Genomic DNA, 23,961 nt, shown 5'->3' with positions numbered 1-23,961 from the left:
GATTCCGCGAAACACATGTCGAACAATCCGCCCCGATTGCACTAAACAAATTGCAAAGCCCAATCTCAACTCACCGGGTGAGGGAATGCCTTGCCGTAATTCTGGGCCAACGCCTGCAGGTCCGCAGTAATGGTCGGATACAGGGAGACACCGTTCTCTAATTGATCACTACGCAAATTCCATGCCCGCTTTCCCGGAACCCGCACGGAGCCGCCATCCTCGGGCTCACAGGACTCCCACAAATGTGTGAGTGCCGCTGTTTGGCGAAGGAATTTCTGCTCGCTTCCAAACGCCTTGGGATCAATGATCTGCAAAAATACGGAATTGGCTTCATCATCTCCCGCCACGGAATCGGCGCGGCCATATCCGCCGAGCCCCATGGACAAGACTTCAAGCATCGCTGACAGGGCCGCGCCCTTGTAGCCGTGGTCAGCGCCACCCACCGGCAGAATACTGCCTCCGTTGGTAAACGCCGCAGGATCATCGGAGAGATTGCCATCGCGGTCTTTCAGATACTGCTCGGGCAGTTTTTTGCCCTCGCGCTCGGCGCGCGCCACATAGCCGCCGGCAGTCACCGACATACTGATATCGAACAACAGGGGGTAATCCCCTGCTGGCGCACAGAAGGCAATCGGGTTGGCGGAAAACAGTGGAGTCTTACAGCCCTGGGGAGAAACGGTTTCCTCTGCCGGTGTGGAGCAGGTAAGGATGCCGACACAATTGCGTTCGACAATTTTCGGGAGATAAGCCGCGAGACAGGCAATATGCTGGCTGCGGCGAATAGTCGCCGTCACCACACCCTGCTCGCCAATCCGCTCCAGAGCCTGATCGATCGCCTGGTTTACCACCCAGGGCCCGGGAAGAAAGTCTGCATCCCAGTTAAAACAATTGCCGCGATCGGACAGCACATTGGGCTCGCCCTGCAAGCGAGAAGCACCGCTCTCGAGCCACTTCAGGTTGCTCGCCACACGGTGCAGCCCATGGGTGGTAAAGCCCATAAGGTCTGCCTGTAGAAAGGTCTCCGCCATCACGTCCGCGCGCTCGCGGGCAAGGCCGGTGGAGGCAAAAAGGTCCGCGGCAAACTGCTTTAGATCCTGGGCGCGGTATCGGTTGGACATGGGAACTCCTTGTCGGATTGCGGTGGAGAAAATGTGAAGAACAAGGTGTGCGATCAGTGGTCGGAAACCTTCCCTCGCAGAGACTTGATCTGCCCACGGCGGGATTTGTGCTTTAGACGACGCTCTTTGGAGCCGCGGGTGGGCTTGGTCGGAACACGTGTTTTAGGCGTCTTTAATACACTCGCGACCAGCTCCTGCAGCCTCTCGAGAACATCTGTCCGGTTTTTCTCCTGGGTGCGGAACCGTTGGCCCTTTATTACAACAATCCCGTCCGCGGTAATGCGTTGGTCGCGTAAGCCTAGCAGGCGCTCTTTTATGGTCGGAGGCAAACTGGACGCCGGTATATCAAAGCGAAGGTGAATCGCTGTAGACACTTTATTGACATTCTGACCGCCGGCGCCACCGGAACGCATCGCGTGCATCTCGATTTCTTCCAACGGGATTTCAATACTTCTAGAAATTTTCAACATATGAAAAGGCAGCGTTATTCGCTGCATTTATAAGCTGTACTTTCGTCTATGCTATGAGCAAAAGGCGCAAAATTATACCACCATCACCACATACAGCACTTCAGGTACACCAGCTATGGCAGATACGACCAGCGGCAGCAAAGAACAACCGGCACACTTCAATCCACCGGTATTCTACTCTGCCACCGCCGTTTTGCTGCTGATGGTAGCTTATGCCGTAATCGTTCCTGAGAATGCGACATCGACCTTTGCAATGGTGCAGGCGTGGGTTGTCGAGCACATGAGTTGGTATTACGTGCTGACTGTTGCAATCATCCTGATCGGGACTATTGCGATTGCAATGTCGCGATTTGGCGAAATTAAAATGGGGCCAGAGCACGCAGAACCAGAGTACGATTTTACCTCCTGGTTTGCCATGCTGTTTTCCGCCGGAATGGGTATTGGCCTGCTGTTCTTCGGTGTTGCCGAGCCGGTGATGCACTACCTCGACCCACCGGTAGGGGAAACGGGAACCGTTTTCGCCGCCCGCGAGGCCATGGTACTGACGTTTTTCCACTGGGGTTTTCACGCCTGGGCAATTTACGCCATTGTGGCCCTGATACTCGCGTATTTCAGTTACCGCCATAAACTGCCATTGACCCTGCGCTCCGCACTCTATCCGATGATCGGCGAGCGCATTTACGGCCCCATTGGCCACGCAGTCGATGTATTCGCCATTGTCGGCACGGTATGTGGCGTGGCCACGACACTAGGTTACGGGGTACTGCAGATCAACTCGGGGCTCCATCACCTTTTCGGGATACCCGTGGGTGCGGGCGTTCAGGTGGTGCTGATTATTGTCACCACCATTCTCGCCACTATTTCCGTGGTACTAGGGCTCGATGCGGGGATCAAGCGGCTCTCTCAGCTCAACATGACCCTTGCCGCAATCCTGCTGATCATGGTCCTGTTGCTGGGGAGTACCGTCTATCTGCTGCAGGCATTCGTGCAAAATTTTGGCAGTTACCTTTCAGAGATAGTCAGCAAGACGTTCAACCTGTTCGCGTACAAACCCACCGACTGGCTGGGCGGCTGGACCATACTCTACTGGGGCTGGTGGATGTCCTGGTCGCCATTTGTTGGCCTGTTTATCGCACGTATTTCCCGCGGCAGAACCATCCGTGAATTTGTGATCGGTGCGATGCTAGTACCCGCGCTGGTCACCATGCTGTGGATGACGTTTTTCGGCAACTCCGCCATTCATATGATTCTCGACCAGGGCATGACCCAACTTGGCGAGGTCGTCGCCAAGGACCAGTCGGTGGCATTGTTCCAGTTTCTGGAACAGTTTCCATTCTCCTCGATTTTCTCTTTTGTAGCGGTACTTATGGTGATCGTGTTCTTCGTCACCTCCGCCGACTCGGGTGCGCTGGTCGTCAATATGCTGTCGTCTTACGGGAAGGATCAAACGCCCCTTTGGCAGCGGATCTTCTGGTGCTTCCTGATCGGCGTCGTGGCCATCGCACTTTTACTTGCCGGGGGGTTGAAGTCATTGCAGACGGCGGTGGTCGCCAGTGCACTGCCCTTCTCCGCGATACTTCTCTTCGCCATGTTCGGGCTTATAAAAGCCCTGCGAACAGATACGGTCAAGCGCATCACCCAGTCTGCGGTCGTCGCCCCCATAAGCGCACGCAACCCGGTGGTCTGGCAGCGCCGCTTGAAGAACGCATTGAAGTTACCTTCGCTCACTGAGGTCCACGAATATATCCGCGATGTGGGAAAACCGGCACTGGAAGAATTTGCGGAAGAAATGCGAAAGAATGGCTACGAGACGACCGTGACAGAGAAGGAAAACAAGTGGGTGCAACTGGAAGTCAGCCATGGAGAGGAAGTCGAGTTTATCTACGGTATCCACCCCAAGGCCACTATGAAGCCCGATGCCAGCCATCCGGAAAAGGAACTGCACGACGACTACGATGACGGCTCACCGGATACCTACTTCCGCGCGGAAGTGCACCTTTATGAAGGTGGACAGGACTACGATGTGATGGGCTGGACCAAGGACCAGATACTCACAGACATGGTCTCCCAGTACGAGCGCCACCTGCAGTTCCTGCATACGTTGCGCTGATTCGCCGTTTTTTTGCGCTTTTGTCAGGCGTGTGTTTCCAAATTACACACGCCTGCATTTTGTGACTGATCGGACAAATTTAGTTTCAGCTTTCCTTTCATTCTCCATTTTATGTCAGTTAATATCGGACAGCTCCCGGTTATTCTGGGACTTTTCGATACAACAATAACGACACGCGCGCAGTACAAAAGCCATAAAAAGCATCGACAACATCGGCTGCGCAGCGATGATAAGGAGATATCTATGCCCAACGCCAAGCGCAGCCTGGCGGCAGCCATTGCCCTTGCCTCACTGTCTACCCTGAGCGCTTCCGCCTCAGCCGACGACTCCCCCTTTTCACAGGTGATTGCCTTCGGTGACAGCCTTACCGATGTCGGCAATGCCGGCGTATTCACCAGCGGTGAAGACAAGCAGGCGGCAATCAGTCTCCTCTCCCAGCAACTAGGTCTTGGGCCGGTAACGGCCTCCTGTGCAGGCATGTATCTGTGCCTGCCGGATGTCGACCCCAGCCTGTCTGAGAGCGAGATGATTGCGGCAGCGGAGGCCCAGGTGCGCGCATCCCTGTCCAATGTGGGCGGCGGCTGGGCCGTGGGTGGACACCGCGCGGCAGACGTACTGCTGAATATTCTCGGTACCCGGGGATATCTCGAATACCTCGATCAGAATGGCCTGAGCCTGGATCCATCGCGTCACAATTTTGTCAGCGCCCTATTGCCAGACCCAACCCGTGAAACCAGCACCGGCCTTTACCCTGACCTTCAGCTGCTCGGACTGCTGCTGCAGGGCCCGGACGGTGTAGCCCAGTTGCGCGCCGCGGCCGCCCAGTTTGAAGCCGCGGGAGATAGCGCCACAGCCGCGGCCTATTCCGCACAGGCAGATGCCCTGCAGGCACAGATTGATGCCGCCCCGGGCATGATCGTCGCCGACTCCGGAACCACCGGTAACCCGCACCCGCTTGGCCTCGGCTATCTGGAAACAACCCAACGCGCTGACAGCAAAGCGCTTTACTGGATCAACGGCGGCGGCAACGACCTGCTGGGCGGCTTCACTGCAACCCTCTCCGGCACTATCGATAGCAACCAGTTTGCGGCGATGACCGGTCTTGCGGCCACCATGCTCGCGGACAGCGCTCAGGTGCTGTCCGATGCCGGGGCAAACTATATTCTGGTCTCCAATGTACCGGACATCAGCAATACCCCCGGCATGTATGCCGCTGTCAGCCAGGCGGTTGCGGCGAGCCCGGAAGCTCAGCAGCTGGCCGACGCCGTCACTGCGGGGCTGCTGTCTCAAGAAGAAGCCAATGCGCAACTCTCTGCAGCGATCAACGGCACTCTGGGTACCGCCAGTACTGCCGTCGACCTGTTCAACAGTACCCTGCTCGACTCCGCCAAGGATATCGACGGCGTGTTGATGGTGGATATGGGCGGTGTGCTCAAGGTGTCCCTCGCCAATGCCAGCGCACTGGGATACGCAGACATCGCACAGAGCGAATTCTGCTATGACGGCAGCGGCGGCTGTATTGAACATCCGGAGTACGGAATAAACGGTACCGCACCGGACGCCAGCAAGCTGCTGTTCAATGACGCCGTACACCCGACTCAGGCTGCCCAGGCAGTACTGGCCGACTACTACGCCGGTGTAGTGAACGCGGCACAGGTGGCTGGCCAGCTCCCGGACATGGGTGTACAGGCATCCCGCAGCCATGTGGGCAGCCTGCAACAGGCACTGCTCGGTACCCGCTACCGCACCGCGGAAAGCGGCGTGTTTGCCAGCGGCACTTTCGGCAATAGCGACTACGACAACAACTTCGCCCCCGCCGCCAGCGGTGACCAGAACGGCGGCGTGATCGGCGCCCGCTACGCGCTGCGCGACAATGCTGAACTGGGCTTCGCCGTCAGCCGCGCAGACCAGACATTGGAAAACCAGCTCAGTGATATCGACTCCACCGCGACCAACTACAGCCTGTTTGGCCGCTTCCACCACAACGAGTTTTTCCTCGAAGCCAGTGCCACGCTGTCCGACGTGGAATACGATCAGGTAGGCCGCACGCTTGAACTGGGGAATAACTTTACCGGCACACTGCAAGGTGCGACCAATGGTGAAAACATGACCCTCGATCTCACTGGCGGTGTGAATATTTCCGGCGGTGCCAGCCGCTTCGGGCCATTCGTCGGCGTGACTCAGGTGGAAGCGGATGTGGATGGCTACACGGAAGACGCTCTAGCCGGCTTCACCTACACCGATGCCTCCGGAGCAACAATGGACCCCTTCGGGATGAATTACGGATCCCAGGAACGTCGTTACTCCACCATGCGTCTCGGTGCCTTCGCCGACAAGCAGTGGGGCAATATCAGTGCATACGGACAACTCTGGTATGAGGACACCACCGGCACGGAAAACGATCACCTCGAAGTGGGCGTGAAGTCCATGCAGGGTAATATGAACGCCATGCCCAGTTACGCAAGCAAGGATACAGGCTTGTTTGAAGCCGGCGCCGGTGCGCTGGTCGGATTGCGCTGGCAGGCAGCCGACGCAGTTGCCGTCAGTGCCAACCTCACTACACGTCCGACTTCGGAGCACGGTTCCATCAGCGTAACTTACGCCTTCTGATCCCCCTCTGGCACAGCGCCCCCAATTTTGGGGGCGCAACCTATCCCCTCTTCCCGTTTACTCTTCCCGTTTACTCTTCCCGTTTACCCTCCCCTTTAACTCTCCATGTAATTTCCATGTAATCCCCATATACTCCCCGCATCAACAAGTCATTGAGCATCGTCATGTTTGAACGGAAAACCGAACGGCTACGAGTCAGTGAACTCACCCGGGAAGATGGTGCGCTTATGCTCGCGATCCTGAATGATCCGGACTTTATCCGGAATGTGGCCGACCGCGGTGTACGCACACTGGAGCAGGCACAGGATTATCTGGAGTGCGGCCCCATTGCGTCATACCGCGAACACAACTTCGGTATGTACAAGGTTGCATTGCAGGATGGCACTCCCATCGGCCTGTGTGGCCTGGTCAAGCGTGACTTCCTCGAGGATGTCGACATCGGCTATGCATTCCTGCCGGAATACCGCGGACAGGGCTACGCGCTGGAAGCGGCGCAAGCGGTAATGGATTTTGCCCGCAACACTCTGGCACTGCCGCGCATTGTCGCCCTGGTGTCGCCGCACAACAGCGCTTCTGTCCGCCTGTTGGAAAAACTAGGCTTGCGGCAGGAGCGCCAAATCACCCTGCCGGACGAAGACAGCGAAACCTTGCTACTGGCCTGGCCTCACTAAAAAACTTAACCACCACAATAAAAAAGGCGAGCCGAAGCTCGCCTAAATACATTCTGACTGACAACTTACAAATTAATGTGCGCTCGCCTGCCCAGCTCCTTGCGGGAAGCGAATACTCTCCACCATTTCCTGCACATCTTGCGGTGCTTCGCGGGTCACCTTAGCCACCGCGATGGCAACCGCGAAGTTGATCATCATACCCAGGGTACCGATACCTTCCGGTGAAACACCGAACCACCAATTCTCCGGCGTATTGGCTGCAGGGTTGATGAACTTGAAGTACACGATGTACGCCGCGGTAAACAGGATGCCTGACAGCATACCGGCAATGGCCCCTTCCTTGTTCATCCGCTTGGAGAAGATCCCCATGATGATCGCCGGGAAGAAGGACGACGCCGCGAGCCCGAAGGCGAAAGCCACCACCTGTGCCACAAAGCCCGGCGGATTGACCCCGAGATAACCGGCGATACACACCGCCACAGCGGCGGCAGAGCGGGCATACAGCAGCTCCTGTTTCTCGGTAATGCGCGGCATCAGGTTACGCTTAAGCAGATCGTGGGAAACCGACGTGGAGATCACCAGCAACAGACCCGCCGAGGTAGACAGCGCCGCAGCCACACCACCGGCAGCCACCAGCGCGATCACCCATGCAGGCAGATTCGCAATCTCCGGGTTGGCCAATACCATGATGTCACGATCCACAGACATTTCATTGCGCTCGTCACCGGAATAGAACATCTTGCCGTCGGCATTCTTGTCTTCCCAGGTAATCAGGCCGGTTTCTTCCCAGTTGCTCACCCAGCTCGGTGCTTCCGCGTGTGCGGTGCCCTGGCCTTCCGGACCATTGATGGTGTCGATCATGTTCACGCGGGCAAAGGTCGCGATCGCCGGTGCAGTGGTATACAACAGTGCGATAAACAGCAGTGCCCAGCCGGCGGACATCCGCGCGTCACGCACTTTCGGCACGGTAAAGAAGCGCACAATCACGTGCGGCAGACCAGCGGTGCCCACCATCAGGGCGGCCGTGATAAAGAACACATCAATGGTACTTTTTGTGCCCGATGTATATTCCGCAAACCCGAGCTCTGTTGAAAGGCCATCGAGCTTGTCCAGCAGGTAGGTACCGTCAGAGAGCATACCGCCAAAGCCGGTCTGCGGCAGGACGTGCCCGGTCATCATGATGGAAATGAAGATCGCGGGTACCATGTAGGCAAAAATCAGTACACAGTACTGCGCAACCTGGGTATAGGTAATGCCCTTCATGCCGCCGAGCACCGCGTAGAAAAATACTACGCCCATACCGATCACCACGCCGGTGACGATGTCCACCTCAAGGAAGCGCGAGAACACCACACCCACACCGCGCATCTGCCCCGCCACATAGGTAAAGCACACAAAGATCGCGCAGATGACAGCCACGGTCCGCGCTGCCTGGGAATAGTAGCGGTCACCGATAAAATCCGGCACCGTGAACTTCCCGAACTTGCGCAGGTAAGGTGCGAGGCACAGGGCCAACAGCACATAGCCCCCGGTCCAGCCCAACAGATACACGGTGCCATCGTACCCCATAAAGGAGATCAGGCCCGCCATGGAAATAAACGAGGCCGCCGACATCCAGTCCGCGGCCGTGGCCATACCATTAGCCACCGGGTTTACCCCACCACCGGCCACATAGAAATCATTAGTAGAACCAGCACGCGCCCAGATGGCGATGCCGATATACAGCAGGAAGGTTCCACCGACGATCAGAAAAGTCAGAGTTTGAACATCCATGGCTCAGTGCTCCCCCTGCAATTGCTGTGCTTCACCCGGAATGCTGGTATCGCCGGTCGCTTCTGCGACACCATCGTCTTCATACACGTCGTACTTATGGTCCAGCTGATTCATCTTGTAGACATAGACAAAAATCAGCACCAGGAATACGTAGATAGCACCCTGCTGCGCAAACCAGAATCCAAGTTTGAAGCCGCCCATGCGAATCTGGTTAAGCTCTTCGACAAATAAAATGCCACAACCAAAAGACACCACAAACCACACGACCAAGAGGCCGAACATTAGCTTCAGGTTTTCACGCCAGTAGGCACTGGCCAGCTCTTTGTTTTTGAAACTCATCGTTTCCTCTCCTCAATTATTCTGGAATTATCGGATTGACGTTGATTGTTACGTGTATTTTCAGAATACATATTTCACGGACAGCTGCATACGCTGCATATCCCCTTCATCATCTGCAAGCTGACCGCTGGCATTTTCCACTTCTTTACTCGCAAAAATATACTCACCACCCAGGGTCATTTTTGGAACTGGCGAATACATCAGGTTCAGGTGCAGGCTCTGATATGCAGATGGCGTAGTGTCCGCAACCGACGCTGGGTTATCCGCAGCAGTAGCGGAAAGTACCAGGTTGCTTCGCCACTGCTCGCTCCAGAAATGCCGCAAGGCAACATAGCCACCGTGCTGGTCGATCAAGTCGATGCTGCCATCCAGTGGATCGATAATGCCGGCGCGGTAACTGTTCAGCCCCAGGTAGCGCCCGAGCGCATTGCCGTAACTGTACATGAATCGCAGATCATCACGTCCCAGCTGCCACTTGCCCGAGAGACTGATTGCATACCCCTGCTCGGACTCACTGCTTGCATCGGCGCGGTCATAGGCCAGCTCACGGCTCATGGAAGCGATGGAGTAGTTGAGGTCGCCGATATTGTTGTTGTAGCGAAGGACCAGGTCGGGACGGCTGTTGTCATCGTAGGGGTTTTCCGTGCTGTTGTATAACGTGGTGGCCGGATTCTCGGCGGCAAACTGCAGGCTGCCGCTGCCGAGACCCTGGGTGTAGCGAATCTGAGGTTGTCGCTCGAAAATCGTGCCGACCGGACCAACAAAATCCAGCCCTTCCGGCAATGCGCCGACATTGAAAAAGGTGGACCAGGACTGACCAGCGAGTAGTGATCGGTCGCCATCAATATTCCAGTTCACATAGGCATGCCGCAGGCGCTGTGCGTAAGAGTTGCTGATGCGTTCATCGCCCTGAGCGCCGGCCATCGCATCGATCTCAATATGGGTATTCACGCTGCCCGCACCCAGCTCGGTTGCAGACTTGAAAAACAGCCGGGTAGATTTCGCGTGCGCATTGTAGTGGACGTCACCACCTTCACCGCCAATGGGAATAGTGGACGGCACGAGGAAGTCTTCGCCGACACCTGCAGTTGCCGCGCTGCCATCGGAATAGTCACTAAAAATACTATCGAGTTTGACGTAACCGCCTATCTGGATCTCGGTATCGCCAAAGGGAGAGGCTTTCGCTGGTTCCGGGTTTTCGATTTCCACCGGACGCGCGGCGAGTGCGTCGACTTGCGCCTGCAGTTCGGCGATCCGCTGCTGCAATTGCGCTGCGGTCAATGCATCCGGTTCCGCTGCCAGAGCGGGTAGTGTATTTACCATCGCTGCCAGTGCCACTGCGCCGGCCAGTTTGCGGTTTTTAATTATTTTCACCGTCATCACTTTTGTCCCTGCCGTTGTTTGCCATTTTGGGATAACACAGGTGCAAGCAAACAACGTCATGGAAAATACGGGTATTAACCATTGGTCTAAATTGGGGGGCCACTTCGACCAATGTCTATGTCGATACCCCTACCCAAGCCCATACCGCAGATAGTATCCGGCGCACGCTGCCACCGCCTTTCGACTTTTGTCTAATACGTACTGCCGCGGGCTCGGTGACAAAATGTACCCAGCAAGTAAAACACCGATAAATACTGCATCGATGAAGAGGGCCGGTCCGTGACCAGTAACAGTGAATCCTTCCCCGTACCCGCTGCCTACGCCGCCAATACCCTGCTGGACGAAGCGCGCTATTTCGAACTCTATAACCGCTCCATCGAAGACAACGACGGCTTCTGGCGCGAACAGGCCGAGCGCATAGACTGGATAGAGCCATTTACCCAGGTAAAGGACGTCTCCTTCGCCAAAGACGACCTGCATATCCGCTGGTTCGCCGACGGCAAGCTGAACGTGGCCGCCAACTGTCTCGACCGGCACCTGGCGGCGCATGGCGACACCACCGCCATCCTGTGGGTTGGCGACGAGCCCGGCACCTCCCGCGAAATCAGCTACCGCGAGCTACACCGGGACGTGTGCCGTTTTGCCAATGGCCTGAAGAGTCTCGGGGTGCAGAAAGGCGATGTAGTGACCATATATATGCCGATGATCCCGGAAGCGGCCGTGGCCATGCTGGCCTGCGCGCGTATCGGTGCCGTGCACTCGGTGGTGTTCGCCGGCTTCTCCCCGGAAGCGCTTGCCGGGCGCATGGACGATGGCAAATCCCGCTGCCTTATTACCGCCAATGCCGGCCGTCGCGGCGGTCGCTCGGTGCCACTGAAACAGAATGTGGACAGGGCGGTATCCCTGTGCGAAGAGACCGCGGTAGAAAACGTGGTGGTCGTCAACTACACCGACGACAGCACCGACTGGAACCCGGCAGTGGACCGCGATTACGCTGAACTGGTGGCGGCACAGAGCGATGACTGCCCGGCGGAAGTCATGGACGCGGAAGACCCGCTGTTTATCCTGTACACCTCTGGTTCCACTGGTAAACCCAAGGGCGTGCTGCACACCAACGGCGGCTATATCACCTACGCCTCGATTACCCACGAATACGTATTCGATTACCGCCGCGGTGAACGCTACTGGTGTGCCGCAGATATCGGCTGGATCACCGGCCACAGCTATATTATCTACGGTCCGCTGGCCAACGGGGCCACCACCGTGATGTACGAGGGAGTGCCTCACTACCCGGATGTCACCCGGGTCGCGCAGATCATCGACGACCACGAGATCAACATTCTGTACATTGCCCCTACCGCTATCCGCGCGCTGATGGCCGAAGGCGACAAACCGGTAGCCGGCGCCGACCTGAGCAGCCTGCGCCTGCTCGGTACCGTGGGCGAGCCGATCAACCCCGAAGCATGGAAGTGGTATCACCGCACGTTCGGTCGCGGCCAGTGCCCGATTGTGGATACTTGGTGGCAGACCGAAACCGGCGCCGCCATGCTCACACCGCTGCCCGGCGCCACCGTACTGAAACCCGGCTCTGCCACCCGCCCCTTCTTCGGGGTGCAGCCGGCGCTGGTCGACAACGAGGGCAGTATTCTCGAGGGCGCCACCGAGGGCAACCTGGTATTACTGGGCAGTTGGCCAGGGCAGATGCGCACCGTCTTCGGCGATCATCAGCGCTTCGCCGATACGTATTTCAGTACCTTCAAAAACATGTACTTCACCGGCGACGGCGCGCGTCGCGATGAAGACGGCTATTACTGGATTACCGGGCGGGTGGACGACGTACTCAATGTGTCTGGTCACCGCATGGGTACCGCCGAACTGGAAAGTGCACTGGTGGCACACGAGGCCGTGGCCGAAGCCGCGGTGGTGGGCTATCCCCACGATATCAAGGGTCAGGGTATTTATGTCTATGTCACCCTCAACAGCGGTATCGAGCCCAGCGAGGCCATGCGCAACAATTTACGCAACTGGCTGCGCAGGGAGATCGGTCCTATCGCCACCCCGGATGTCATCCAGTGGGCACCGGGACTGCCGAAGACCCGCTCGGGCAAGATCATGCGCCGAATCCTGCGCAAGGTGGCCGCAGACGAGTGCGACCAGTTGGGGGACACCTCCACACTGGCCGATCCAGGTGTTGTAGACGACCTGGTAGCCAACCGCGCGGCGACAACCGTCTAGCCAGAGCGGCGCCTACCTAACCGACGCCATTGGTACAGCAGCAGCCCCCGATAAAAAATAACAACAGGAACTGGAGGGGTTTTCTCGGTACACTTTTCAGCCCGCATTTCGCGAAGTGGAAAAGCCCGGGAAAATCCCGCCGATTAGGGATGCAAAGCGATGAACAATCTCACCGACAGTGGGCAATCTGCCCGACAATTTATTATTGCGGACGACCACCCCCTGTTCCGCAACGCCCTACGCCTGTCCATCCAGCAAGCCTTTCCAGACGCCAGTATTTTTGAAGCCAGTGATATGCAGACGCTGCAGCAGTGCGTGGCGGAGCATCCGGATTGCGACCTGTTACTGCTGGATTTACACATGCCTGGCGCCCACGGTTTCAGCGGCCTCATTTTCCTCAACGGCCAGTATCCACAGTTACCGGTGATGGTGGTGTCCGCCAATGAAAAGCCGGAAATCATGTGCCGTGCTATCGATTACGGCGCCTGCGGGTTTTTGCCCAAATCGGCTCCGGTCGATCAGATTGCCGAGGCCTTGCGGCAGAGCCTGGAAGGAGAAATCTGGTTACCGCCGGCGGTGGCCGAGCGCTACCAGGCCGGGGGCGATCCAGGTGAAGACACAGAGGTAATTGATGTTATCGCGACCCTTACTCCTCAGCAGTTTCGCGTTGCCACCATGCTCGCGGAAGGCCTGCTCAACAAACAGATCGCTTACGAGATGCAGGTCACCGAAGCCACCGTCAAGGCGCATCTGACCGCACTGTTCCGCAAGCTGAACGTCAATTCCCGCACCCAGGCGGTGCTGGCTCTGGGTAGCCTGGATGTGGAAGCTCCCGGGCAATTTGCCCCGCCCGCGCGGCCAGAGCCAAAACCTGTCAATTGAATTCGGGATTGGCGGTAACTTGAGACAAGGGCTTCAAAGGTATTCCAGCTGCCCTCTGCCTTGAGGATTCCCCTGGCCCGTGCGCACCAGCCGACGAATCAGGTTGCGCAATGCGGCAGGCTTCACCGGTTTGGCCAGGTAAAAACAACCCCGCGCTGCAGCACGTTCGCGCACCGCCTCCGAGGTATCGGCGCTGATCATGATGCCCGGCAGCGCCATCTGCCAGTGCGCACATAATGCGTCCAGGGCATCCGTACCGGTGGCACCATAATCGAGGTGATAGTCAACGATGACCACTGCTGGCGCCATCGGGTATGGCCAGCGCGCCAGCGCCTCTTCCAGTGACACCGCGGTGATTACCCGACAACCCCAGCCGGAAAGCAGGCTCTCCATTCCCCGCAGTATCTGGCGCTCGTTATCAATGCACAGCACCGCCGCCGAATCCAGAGTGGCAGTGCCAACGGTACTGGGTATTTGTGCGGGCGCAGATTGCACGTCTCCCACTGGCACCCGAATGCTGAACATGGATCCTCGACCGGGATTGGACTCCAGCCCCAGGCGGTGCCCGAGCAGTTCGGCGCTGCGGCGCGCGATTGCCAGCCCCAGCCCCAGTCCCTTGTCGGCAGTGTGCTCGCCGCTACCAAGGCGCACGAACTCGTCAAAAATTTTCTCGCGGACATCGCTGGCGATACCGGGACCGGTATCCCACACCTGGATTTCGAGAAAATTCCGGTGTTCGCCCTCATCCGCAATTTCGGTGCGTCGGCGCACCCCCAGCAGTACGCGTCCACGCGCGGTGTAATGCAGTGCATTGCTGAGAAAATTTTGCAGGATTCGGCGCAGCAGGTGACGGTCAGAACAGACCCAGGCATCGGTGGGCACATAGTGCAGGGACAGCCCCCGCTCACTGGCCAGCGCCGAAAACTCCGCATTCAGGCCGTCCAGCAGCTGACGCAACGGAAAGCTCGTGCGCTTCGGCGTGAAACTTCCGGCATCCAGTCTGCTGATTTCACGCAGGGCGCCGATGAGTTGCTCGGCGGAAGTCAGGGCGCTGTCGATATAGTGAATATCGTCACCCATTTCCCGCCAGCTACCTGCGGCAGCCTTCTGCTGAAGAGAGGCAATAAACAGACGCGCCGCATTAATCGGTTGCAACAGGTCATGACTGGTGTGGGCAAGGAAACGGGACTTGGCCGCATGCAGGTCACGAATCTTGATTTCCGCTTCGGCACGACGGCTATTTTCCTGCTGCAGTGCGCGGTTGCTCTCGGAGAGCTCCGCAGTACGCTGGCGCACCCGGTCTTCCAGACTGCGACGGTTTTCCTCCAGCGCATCCACTGCCGCGCGATACTCACTGATATCCGTAAACGTGGTGACAAAGCCACCGCCGGGCATGGGCGTACCGCGCACTTCGACGATCGCACCTGAAGGAAGCCGCCGCTCAAAGCGGTGCGCGCTGCCGTGACGCAGCAGGTCGAGGCGCCGCTGCACATGCGCTTCCAGTACTTCTGGATCGTCGCTATTCCCATACAGGCCGCGCTCTGCATTATGCCGGTAGAGGTTGGCCACCGGGCAGCCGATATAGAGCAGCCGCTCCGGATAATGGAACAGTTCCAGATACTGACGGTTCCATGCCACCAGCCTGAGCTCCGCGTCCACCACGCTGATCCCCTGGCTGATGGTTTCCACCGTGGTCTGCAGCAGCTCCTGACTGAAGCGCAACCGCTCCGAGGTGCTGTCGACAAGCCGCGCGATATCCTCCAGTTTCAGCGGCCGGTTGCTGTGCAGAAGTCCCATCACCTGATGGGCCGCCGCAGAGCCGACAATCCCCGCCAGGGTTCGCTCTGCTTCACTGACCACGAACCGCGGCGCAGCGTCGTCCGGCAACAGTCGCTGCTGGCTGCGCCGTTCGAAATCGTTCCAGATTTCCTCCAGCCGGTCGCGCCCCACAAAAGGCTGCAGCAGGCTGTGCAACTGCCCCATGCGGATTCCGGTAGGCACCATATCCGGCACCGGTTCGTCGCTGCGCTGCGGCGTAACAAATGCGATTGCCTGACGCGTGTCCCCTACACTTTGACGACAGAAAAGCGATACCCCGATAAGCAACACCAGGTTGCACAGCAGGCTCCAGAAAACGCCGTGGCTCAGGGGATCCAGTCCCGACAGGCCAAACAGTTGCTGCGGCCGCAGCCACTCGACGCCGAAGGCCCCGCGGATCAGTAACTCCGTGCCGGGATAAATCGCTGGCACAACCAGGCAGTAAAACCAGAGTCCGTATCCGGCAATCAGCCCCGCCCACACACCGCGCCGATGTGCCCGCCGCCAGTAAAGCGCAGCGATCAGCGCCGGGGCCAGCTGCGCCGACGCGGCAAAAGACAGCAGGCCGATGGACGCCAGGGCTTCCATCCCGGTAATGGCCCGATGCATGCCCCAGCTCAACAGCATCAAAAGCAAAATACTGACCCGCCGGATCAGGCGCAGGTGTTTGCCAAGGGAAACGGCGGTCAACCGGGTATAGCGGCTGAGATATAGCCACACCGGCGCTACCAGCTCGTTGGATACCATCACCGCCAGGGTAACCGCGGCAACGATGACCATTCCGGTTGCAGCAGAGAAGCCGCCGATATAGGCAAGCATGGTGAGTGTGTTCTGACCGCTGTTCAGCGGCAGGGTCAACATCAGGCTGTCAGGGCTGCTGAGTCCCGCCGCTACCAGCGGCTGTCCAGCCAGGGCAATAGGCAGAATTAATACCGAGAACAGCACGAGGTAGGCGGGAAGCAACCAGCGCGCCGTGTTCAGATCATCCGGGTTGCGGTATTCCACAACTGCCATATGAAACTGCCGCGGCAGACAGATGATCGCGGCCATCGCCAGCAGGGTCTGGGTAACGAAGTTGACGTCCGGCACGAGCCCCTGAAAGTTGAGTGTCCATTGCGTATCCAGACCTTCCACGCCACTGTCGCCAGACACCAGCAGCCACAATGCCAGCACCGCAACCGCAGCAAACGCAAACAATTTCACCAGCGATTCCAGCGCAATCGCGGCCACCACGCCCAGGTTCCGCTCGCGCCCTTCCAGGTGTCGGGTACCGAACAGTATCGCGAAAAGCCCCATCAGTAGTGCGGTAGCCAGCGCAGTATCCAGATTGACGAAGGTGTCTCCCTCGCCATTACCGCCAATCGCTTCCCACCCCATAGTCACAGCACGCAGCTGGAGGGCGATGTAAGGCAGGCTACCGACGATCGCCAGCAGGGTGACCAGTGCAGAGAGGCCGCGACTTTTTCCGTAGCGGGAGCCGATAAAGTCGGCGATGGATGTGACTTTCTGGCGTTCTCCAACCTGCATCAGCTTGCGCAGGAAGCCGCCAGCAAAAAGGAATAGCAGTATCGGCCCGAGATAAATCGGTAAATAACTCCAGGTATCGCTGACCGACTGCCCCACGGCGCCAAAGAATGTCCAGGAACTGCAATAAACAGCAAGCGTCAACCCGTAGATGATCGGGCGGAAACGCTGCATCCACTGCTTGCGGTGGTCTGCTCTCCAGGCCACCACAAACAACAGGGCCACATACAAGAGGGCAAAAAACAGCAACAGCGGCTTGCCGATCATGGCGTTCTCACAAAGCTTTCAGAATGGTTATTACTCTGTATACCCGAAGCGAGAGCCCGAGGGCAATTAGCGAAAAGTCGACGGTGTCGCTAGCTCGCCATAATCAGCTGCCGGTATCAACCGACTCGACCATATCCTTTTGCGCGCCGAAAGGCGGGTAAACCGGCACAGCCCCAATCACGCGTCAGTAATTTGACTCCTCCGGACTCTCTACTAGGCTTTAAGCGGGAGTTTGGTCCTTCGAGAGAAATCTAAAGAGAATCGCGCCATGATCATTGCCACCGATATGCCCGAGGTTTCCAGCTGCGCCGCCAGCGAGTGCGCCTACAATACCGATTCCGCCTGTCATGCCCGCGCCATCACCATCGGCGATGGACAGCACCCGGATTGCGATACCTTTTTCAGTAACCACCAGCACACCAAGCGTGAGCGTGTTGCAGGCGTCGGTGCCTGCAAGGTCACCGGCTGCAACCACAACGTGGACTTTGAGTGCAGCGCAGATCAGATTGAGCTCGGCTATAGCGGCAACTCGGTAAATTGCCTGACCTACGCGCACTGAGCCTACTTTCGAATCCATATAAACAAAAAGGGCGGGGAGCCACAAAGCTCCCCGCCCTTTTTGTTTATATGGTAAATACGCGGTCGTCAGTGGGCGACCTTGCACCCTTTCAAACCGTAGTACGCGATATACGCATAACACACCACCGGCACCAGGAAGGAGAGCTGCAGGCCGGCGGTATCCGCCACCACCCCCTGAATCAGCGGCACTATGGCACCACCGACAATGGCCAGACACAGTACCCCGGATGCCTGCCCCGCCTGTTTACCGAGCCCCTGTAACGCCAGGCTGAAAATAGTGGGGAACATAATAGAGTTGAACAGGCCCACCAGCAGGATCGCCCACATCGCAGCGGCACCGGAGCCCAGAATGGCAGCGAACACCAACAGGATGGCCGCCACGGCATTAAACGCCAGAACCAGTCCCGGGGACACCGTGCGCATCACTGCGGCACCAATGAAACGGCCAACCATGGCACCACCCCAGTAGTAGGCGATGTAATGCGCCGCCTTGGCCTCTTCCATGGCCGCCACACTGTCGAGGCCGAGGAAGTTCACCAGGAAACTGCCGATGGACACTTCCGCGCCCACATACACGAAGATACCCACAGCGCCCAGTACCAGGTGTCGGTGGGACCATACGGAATCCCCCTCATCTGCCACCGCCTTGATTTCCTGCATCTCAATCTGTGGCAGCTTCAACTGGCTGAAAATGACTGCCAGCACCGCCAGTACACCCGCCAGCATCAGGTAGGGTACTTTCACCGCATCGGCTTCTGCGTCGGCGCTCAGGGCCTCGGCCCCCACTGTCGCCGCCGACAGAATGAGCACACCGCCGAAGAGCGGTGCCACTGTGGTCCCCAGCGAGTTGAATGCCTGGGTCATGGTCAGGCGGCTGGATGCCGTGGCCGGATCACCCAGGGCCGTCACGTAGGGGTTCGCCGACACCTGCAACAGGGTGATCCCCGAGGCCAGCACAAACAGCGCGCCCAGGAATACCGGGTAAGAGTGGCTCTCTGCCGCCGGGTAGAACAGCAGGCAACCTGCCGCAGCCACCAAAAGACCGCCAACAATTCCCTTCTGGTAACCGATCCGCTTGACCAGTGCCCCTGCGGGCAGTGAAACCATGGCGTAGGCCCCGAAAAAGCAGAACTGAATCAGCATCGCCTGGGTGTAACTCAGGTTGAACACTGCTTTCAGGTGGGGGATCAGAATATCGTTGAGGCAGGTCAGGAAGCCCCACATAAAAAACAGCACCGTGAGTGCTGTAAGCGCAAATCGGAAATTTCCCCCCTCACTACTGGTCGCAGAGTCGAGTGGAGCATCAGTCATTGGGGCCTGGGTCCCGGCCATAAATTCACCTCTCATGATCGTTATTGTGTCTACTTCACCTATCCGATGAGACGACGCAAACCGTCTAATCCACTGCCGTGCTCAACGATTGAGTAGGCGACATAGGGTGCCGAGGCAGATTATCACGACGCTTTACCGACCACGGGTGCCACTTTCCCGCTGTGCGTCCCACCTTAAGTCACTCCCCGAAGTGGGAAAGGCGCACGAAAATACTTACAAAGTCTTGAAGAAGTTCGCGGGCCCCAGGCAATTACAGGCTGGAGTGCTGAACAAGAGTGGAGACCGCCAGGGACCGGGGCGGCCTGTCATGGAACATCGAGAGGAGAATTAAAGAAATCCCGGCACATGGCCGGGATATTGAAAAAAGTATGCAGCTGTCGGATCAGCTGACCTTTTCCCCGTGGGCCTGCTTGTCCGCATGATAAGAAGAGCGCACCATCGGGCCACAGGCGGCATGGGTGAAACCGATCTGCTCAGCGTAGCGACGGTACTCTTCAAACTCATCCGGGTGTACGTAACGCTGCACCGGCAGGTGCTCCTTGCTCGGCTGCAGGTACTGACCAATGGTGAGCATATCGATGTCGTGGGCGCGCATGTCGTCCAGCACTTCGAAAATTTCTTCCTTAGTCTCGCCCAGGCCCACCATCAGGCCGGACTTGGTGAGTACGTCCGGACGGCGCTTTTTGTATTCCTGCAGCAGTTTCAGCGACCACTTGTAGTTGGCACCGGGACGGGATTCCCGGTACAGACGCGGCACAGTCTCCAGGTTGTGGTTGAACACATCCGGGGCTTCCGCCTCAAGAATATCGAGCGCAATGTCCATACGGCCGCGGAAATCCGGAGTCAGGATTTCCACCTGCAGGTTTGGCGACAGCTCGCGGGACTGCTTGATACAGTCGGCAAAGTGCTGGGCACCGCCGTCGCGCAGGTCGTCGCGGTCAACGGATGTGATCACCACGTAGCGCAGGCTCATGGCGGCGATGGCTTCCGCCAGCTGTTTCGGCTCTTCCGGGTCCAGCGGGTTCGGCTTGCCGTGGCCCACATCGCAGAAGGGGCAGCGGCGGGTACAGATCTCACCCATGATCATGAAGGTAGCAGTGCCGCCACTGAAGCATTCGCCAAGGTTCGGGCAGCTGGCTTCTTCACACACAGTGGCCAGTTTCTGGGAGCGCAGGATGCTCTTGATCCGCTCCACTTCCTTCGAAGCCTTCACGGATGGCACCTTGACGCGAATCCAGTCAGGCTTGCGCAGGGTCTGGTCGCTGGCGATCACCTTTACCGGGATGCGCTCAACCTTATCGCCATCGCGGAGCTTTTCCCCCTGCTGCAGGCGACGGGTACGCTTGACCGGAACGATATCCGGCTGGGCAGTTTCCGACGGATTTACCGCGGTCGCTTTGACTTCAGACGGGTCGGCGTCAAATCGTTCAGACATTACTGGTTCCTGGTTCGGCACCCTGCACATCGGCGGCTGCCTCAAATAACTTTTCGTCAAACATACGTTCATCTACCGGCTGCCAGCTGGCTTCCGGAATATTCAGCTTCTGCTGCAGGGCGGAGGCAAATTTTTCGGCCACATCCGACCACTCTGGTGTGGGCTGGATAATCTCGGCCATCTGCACCATCTGCATCCCCGCATAACCACAGGGGTTGATACGCAGAAACGGCGCCAGGTCCATGTCGATATTGATAGCAATACCGTGGAAGCTGCAGCCCCGACGGACCCTCAGGCCAATGGAGGCAATCTTGTTGCCCGCACGCGGCCCCTCAGTGAGATACACACCCGGTGCGTCGGGACGGGGGGCGGCGCTGACGCCATACTCTGCCAGCATCGCCACAGTGGCCTCTTCCAGCGCGGTCACCAGGTCACGGACGCCGGTTTTGCTGCGGCGAAGATCGAGCAGCGGATACACCACCAGCTGGCCGGGGCCGTGATAGGTGACCTGTCCACCGCGATCCACCTGCACGACCGGAATGTCGCCCGTGTTGAGCAAATGTTCCGCCTTGCCGGCCTGGCCCTGGGTGAATACGGGCGGGTGCTCCACACACCAGATCTGGTCCACGGCGTCGCTGCCGCGGGTGTCGGTGTAGTGCGACATGCTGCGCCATACGCTCTCGTAATCGCGTCGGCCCAGATTGCAAATGATGGTCTCGGGGGCTGCCATCACAGCACCATATGTACGCCCGGATGGGCTTTGAGCTCTTCAAACAGTGCCTTCAACTGGGGCTCACCTGTGGCGACGATAAAGAAGGTCACCGAGGTGAATCTGCCGTTGCGGCTGGGCTTGTGCTTCAGCTGGCTCTCGTCGAGCTCCGGTGCATGGCGGCGCATAACCTCCAGAACGAATTCGTGGACCTGGTCATCGGTGTCTCGCACCACTTTGACCATATAGTCTTCACACGGGAACTCGATTTTTGGGGGCTGCTGTTCTGAATCCTGGGTCATACCACTCTCACAGGGCCGCAGGTCAGATAATGAAGGCGTGGGGACAATTCCCAGCGGGAGATTGCGGCCGGTCGGCGATTATACAGTGCCGACAGACCACTGGACAGGGAGGAAAGATTGCAGACGAAACTGCTTTGCAGAGCGGCAATTGAAGCCCGGCGCCTTATATCGCCGGGCCCATTTGGATTTTTTTACTGGAAAAAGCCCATCACAAAGCGCTTGATGGAATCCCACAGGCGCTTGAAGAACCCGGCCTCTTCCACATCTTCGGCGACCACCGCAGGTACATCCGCGACCGTTTCACCATCCAGGGTGACTACCACCTTGCCTACCTGCTGGCCCTTGGCCAGGGGTGCCTTGAGCTCGCCGTCGACAATCAGGTCAGCCTTGATGCTCTCCTCACCGCCACGAGGGATGGTGACGAAGACGTCATTTTTCACTGCCACGCCAACGGAGTCGGTTTTACCACCCCACACACGTTCGGTCTGCAGCACATCGTTGCTGCCATAAACCTTGTGGGTCTGGTAGTAGCGGAAGCCATAGGCGAGCAGTTTCTGGGTTTCAGCAGCGCGCTTCTCGTCGCTATCGGTACCCACCACAACAGAAATCAGGCGCATGCCGCGTTTGACCGCGGAGGCCACCAGGCAGTAGCCGGCCTCTTCGGTGTGGCCGGTCTTGATGCCGTCAACCGCCGGGTCGCGCCACAGCAGGCGGTTGCGGTTGGGCTGGTTGATACCGTTGAAGCGGAAGTACTTTTCGGAATAGAGCGCGTAATGGTCCGGATGATCATTGATCAGCGCCTGCGCCAGCCTGCCCAGGTCGCGGGCGGTGGTGACGTGTCCCTCAGCGGGCCAGCCGGTCGCGTTAACAAAGTTGGTGTCCTGCATACCCAGCAGTTGTGCCTGCTGGTTCATCACCTCGGCAAAAACCTCTTCGCTGCCGGAAACAAATTCCGCCAGGGCAATGCTGGCGTCGTTGCCGGACTGTACGATAACGCCGCGCAGCAGATCGATCACCGGTACCTTGTCACCGACTTTGACAAACATTTTGGAGCCGCCTTTGCGCCAGGCCTTCTCCGAAATATTCACCATGTCCTGCTCTTTGATCGCGCCTTTTTCCAGTTCCTCGGAGACGATGTAACTGGTCATCATCTTGGTCAGGCTGGCCGGTGGGATCTGTTTGTCTGCATCGTGTTCTACCAACACTTGACCGGTATGGGCGTCGATCAGCAGATAGGCGGTGGCCGCGAGCTGCGGTGGCGCGGGTATCAGCGGTTTATCAGCCTGGGCAACACTGGTGCTGACAATCAGGAGCAGACAGGCGAATAAGCGTTTGAACATGAGTATCTCTTTATTCCTTGCGTTCGAAAAATGTCAAAAACCCGGCCCCGGCCGGAAAAATGCGCTGCGAGGCAGGTCAGTCGACCACCACCGTGGGTTGGCCAAAGTCCTGCTGTTCTACCGATTCCCGCAATGCAGCCAGTGCCCGCTGCTGGGCGATGGGTCCGATACGCACCCGGTAAAGCATTTTTCCGTCACGGTTTACCGGGCTGACGGATACAGGATAGCCGAATGCAGCAGCGAGCTGGCCACGAATCTCTTCGGCCTGATTGGCTGAGCTGTAGGCACCCACTTGCAGGAAAGTATTGTCCGGCAGTTTGAAACTGGCATCTTGCGGCAAGCCCTTGCGCGCTGCGGCATCTTTTTCCACCGCGAGGCTTTCGGTGGCACTGGGCAGAGTTTCCGGGTCCAGGGCGACCACTTCCACCCGGGCTACACCTTTGTCGATATAACCCAGTTTCTGCGCAGCGGTATAGCTGAGATCAATAATACGCCCCGGCACAAATGGTCCGCGGTCATTGATGCGCACGATGATGCTACGACCATTATCCAGGTTGGTAACTTTGGCGTAGCTCGGCAGCGGCAGGGTTTTGTGCGCTGCGGACATGGCGTACATATTGTAAACCTCACCGTTAGCGGTTTTGCGCCCGTGAAATTTGGTGCCATACCAGGAGGCGTGACCGCGCTCACTGTACCCTTTTACCCCTTGCAGCACCCGGTATTTGACACCATTAACCACATAAGGAGATTTGTTGCCAGCGACACCGATAGGTTCCCGCACCGGCGTGACTTCCGGTGTGGCGAGCATATCCACGGGCATATCCGGACCGCTGTCGCGCACCTGATCGAATGGTACTTCGTCCTTTGGCTCCACCTTGGCCTTACCTGTATCGTGCAAAGGCACAGTGCTACAGGCAGCGAGTAGTGCCAGGGCACAGCCGGCGCCGAGACGCGTCAAAACCGCGGCGTTAACCGCTATTTTTCTGGTTTTCATAACTTCCCCCCGGAGCAGGTCAAACAGCGCCCGCTACCGCGATTTATCGTACTTTCGAGTTATCGTACAG

18 protein-coding genes are annotated in these 23,961 nt (G+C 58.0%); 6 read left to right on the top strand and 12 right to left on the bottom strand.

The annotated features are described in order from the left end of the window. Window positions 1–65: 65 nt before the first annotated feature. Both LC059_RS16650 and arfB read right to left on the bottom strand, forming a co-directional pair. Complete coding sequence (locus LC059_RS16650) at window positions 66–1,118, bottom strand: Ldh family oxidoreductase (RefSeq protein WP_226704994.1); 1,053 nt, start codon at window positions 1,116–1,118, stop codon at window positions 66–68. Window positions 1,119–1,171: 53 nt separating this feature from the next. After that, window positions 1,172–1,588 carry an alternative ribosome rescue aminoacyl-tRNA hydrolase ArfB gene (arfB, locus tag LC059_RS16645; protein WP_226705026.1) on the bottom strand — a complete coding sequence of 139 codons (417 nt, stop codon included), beginning with the start codon at window positions 1,586–1,588 and terminating at the stop codon, window positions 1,172–1,174. 115 nt (window positions 1,589–1,703) lie between these two features. Between arfB and LC059_RS16640 the strand changes: the two genes are divergently transcribed. The 3 genes from LC059_RS16640 (at window position 1,704) to LC059_RS16630 (ending at window position 6,979) form a co-directional block, all read left to right on the top strand. Further along, a complete protein-coding gene (locus LC059_RS16640; protein WP_226704993.1) occupies window positions 1,704–3,698 on the top strand; it encodes a BCCT family transporter in 1,995 nt (664 codons plus the stop codon). Between the two features lie 243 nt (window positions 3,699–3,941). After that, on the top strand, window positions 3,942–6,308 hold the full coding sequence (locus tag LC059_RS16635; RefSeq protein ID WP_226704992.1) for an autotransporter outer membrane beta-barrel domain-containing protein: 2,367 nt from the start codon (window positions 3,942–3,944) through the stop codon (window positions 6,306–6,308). A 164-nt stretch (window positions 6,309–6,472) separates the two neighbouring features. Then, a complete protein-coding gene (locus LC059_RS16630) occupies window positions 6,473–6,979 on the top strand; it encodes a GNAT family N-acetyltransferase (protein WP_226704991.1) in 507 nt (168 codons plus the stop codon). A gap of 72 nt (window positions 6,980–7,051) precedes the next feature. Here LC059_RS16630 and LC059_RS16625 read toward each other — a convergent pair whose 3' ends face one another. From LC059_RS16625 to LC059_RS16615, 3 genes are read right to left on the bottom strand one after another with little or no spacing between them, the layout of a single operon-like run. Next, on the bottom strand, window positions 7,052–8,752 hold the full coding sequence (locus tag LC059_RS16625) for a sodium:solute symporter family protein (RefSeq protein WP_226704990.1): 1,701 nt from the start codon (window positions 8,750–8,752) through the stop codon (window positions 7,052–7,054). Window positions 8,753–8,755: 3 nt separating this feature from the next. Next, window positions 8,756–9,091: a DUF4212 domain-containing protein gene (locus LC059_RS16620; protein ID WP_413231572.1), complete on the bottom strand. Its 336-nt coding sequence runs from the start codon at window positions 9,089–9,091 to the stop codon at window positions 8,756–8,758. A 60-nt stretch (window positions 9,092–9,151) separates the two neighbouring features. Continuing rightward, a complete protein-coding gene (locus LC059_RS16615) occupies window positions 9,152–10,465 on the bottom strand; it encodes a DcaP family trimeric outer membrane transporter (protein ID WP_226704989.1) in 1,314 nt (437 codons plus the stop codon). Between the two features lie 288 nt (window positions 10,466–10,753). On the opposite strand from LC059_RS16615, the gene acs reads away from it, so the two are divergent. Next, window positions 10,754–12,709, top strand: a complete 1,956-nt coding sequence (gene acs / locus LC059_RS16610) for an acetate--CoA ligase (protein ID WP_226704988.1) — start codon at window positions 10,754–10,756, stop codon at window positions 12,707–12,709. Window positions 12,710–12,868: 159 nt separating this feature from the next. Next, complete coding sequence (locus LC059_RS16605; RefSeq protein ID WP_226704987.1) at window positions 12,869–13,591, top strand: response regulator transcription factor; 723 nt, start codon at window positions 12,869–12,871, stop codon at window positions 13,589–13,591. A 33-nt stretch (window positions 13,592–13,624) separates the two neighbouring features. Here the strand turns inward: LC059_RS16605 and LC059_RS16600 are convergent, their stop codons facing one another. Beyond that, the gene (locus LC059_RS16600; RefSeq protein ID WP_226704986.1) at window positions 13,625–17,200 is read right to left on the bottom strand and encodes a hybrid sensor histidine kinase/response regulator; all 3,576 of its coding nucleotides are present in this window, start codon (window positions 17,198–17,200) and stop codon (window positions 13,625–13,627) included. A gap of 268 nt (window positions 17,201–17,468) precedes the next feature. On the opposite strand from LC059_RS16600, the gene LC059_RS16595 reads away from it, so the two are divergent. Then, a complete protein-coding gene (locus LC059_RS16595; RefSeq protein WP_226704985.1) occupies window positions 17,469–17,759 on the top strand; it encodes a DUF1540 domain-containing protein in 291 nt (96 codons plus the stop codon). 86 nt (window positions 17,760–17,845) lie between these two features. On the opposite strand, the gene LC059_RS16590 is transcribed toward LC059_RS16595, so the two are convergent. From LC059_RS16590 to LC059_RS16565, 6 genes are all read right to left on the bottom strand, one after another. Next, on the bottom strand, window positions 17,846–19,090 hold the full coding sequence (locus LC059_RS16590; RefSeq protein WP_226704984.1) for a sugar MFS transporter: 1,245 nt from the start codon (window positions 19,088–19,090) through the stop codon (window positions 17,846–17,848). A gap of 403 nt (window positions 19,091–19,493) precedes the next feature. Then, the gene (lipA, locus tag LC059_RS16585; RefSeq protein WP_226704983.1) at window positions 19,494–20,546 is read right to left on the bottom strand and encodes a lipoyl synthase; all 1,053 of its coding nucleotides are present in this window, start codon (window positions 20,544–20,546) and stop codon (window positions 19,494–19,496) included. Further along, window positions 20,539–21,276 (bottom strand): lipoyl(octanoyl) transferase LipB, encoded by a 738-nt coding sequence (lipB, locus tag LC059_RS16580; RefSeq protein WP_226704982.1) that lies wholly within the window; start codon window positions 21,274–21,276, stop codon window positions 20,539–20,541. Before lipB ends, lipA begins: the two co-directional genes overlap by 8 nt. Beyond that, window positions 21,276–21,557: a YbeD family protein gene (locus tag LC059_RS16575; RefSeq protein WP_226704981.1), complete on the bottom strand. Its 282-nt coding sequence runs from the start codon at window positions 21,555–21,557 to the stop codon at window positions 21,276–21,278. The genes lipB and LC059_RS16575 overlap by 1 nt, the downstream gene beginning before the upstream one ends. Window positions 21,558–21,748: 191 nt before the next feature. Next, a complete protein-coding gene (locus LC059_RS16570) occupies window positions 21,749–22,897 on the bottom strand; it encodes a D-alanyl-D-alanine carboxypeptidase family protein (protein ID WP_226704980.1) in 1,149 nt (382 codons plus the stop codon). Between the two features lie 76 nt (window positions 22,898–22,973). Continuing rightward, window positions 22,974–23,891, bottom strand: a complete 918-nt coding sequence (locus LC059_RS16565) for a septal ring lytic transglycosylase RlpA family protein (RefSeq protein WP_319005124.1) — start codon at window positions 23,889–23,891, stop codon at window positions 22,974–22,976. Between the last annotated feature and the right edge of the window lie 70 nt (window positions 23,892–23,961).

The organism is Microbulbifer elongatus, assembly GCF_020524885.1.
GTDB classification, from domain to species: domain Bacteria; phylum Pseudomonadota; class Gammaproteobacteria; order Pseudomonadales; family Cellvibrionaceae; genus Microbulbifer; species Microbulbifer elongatus_A.
This window is presented reverse-complemented; position numbering and strand designations above follow the sequence as displayed.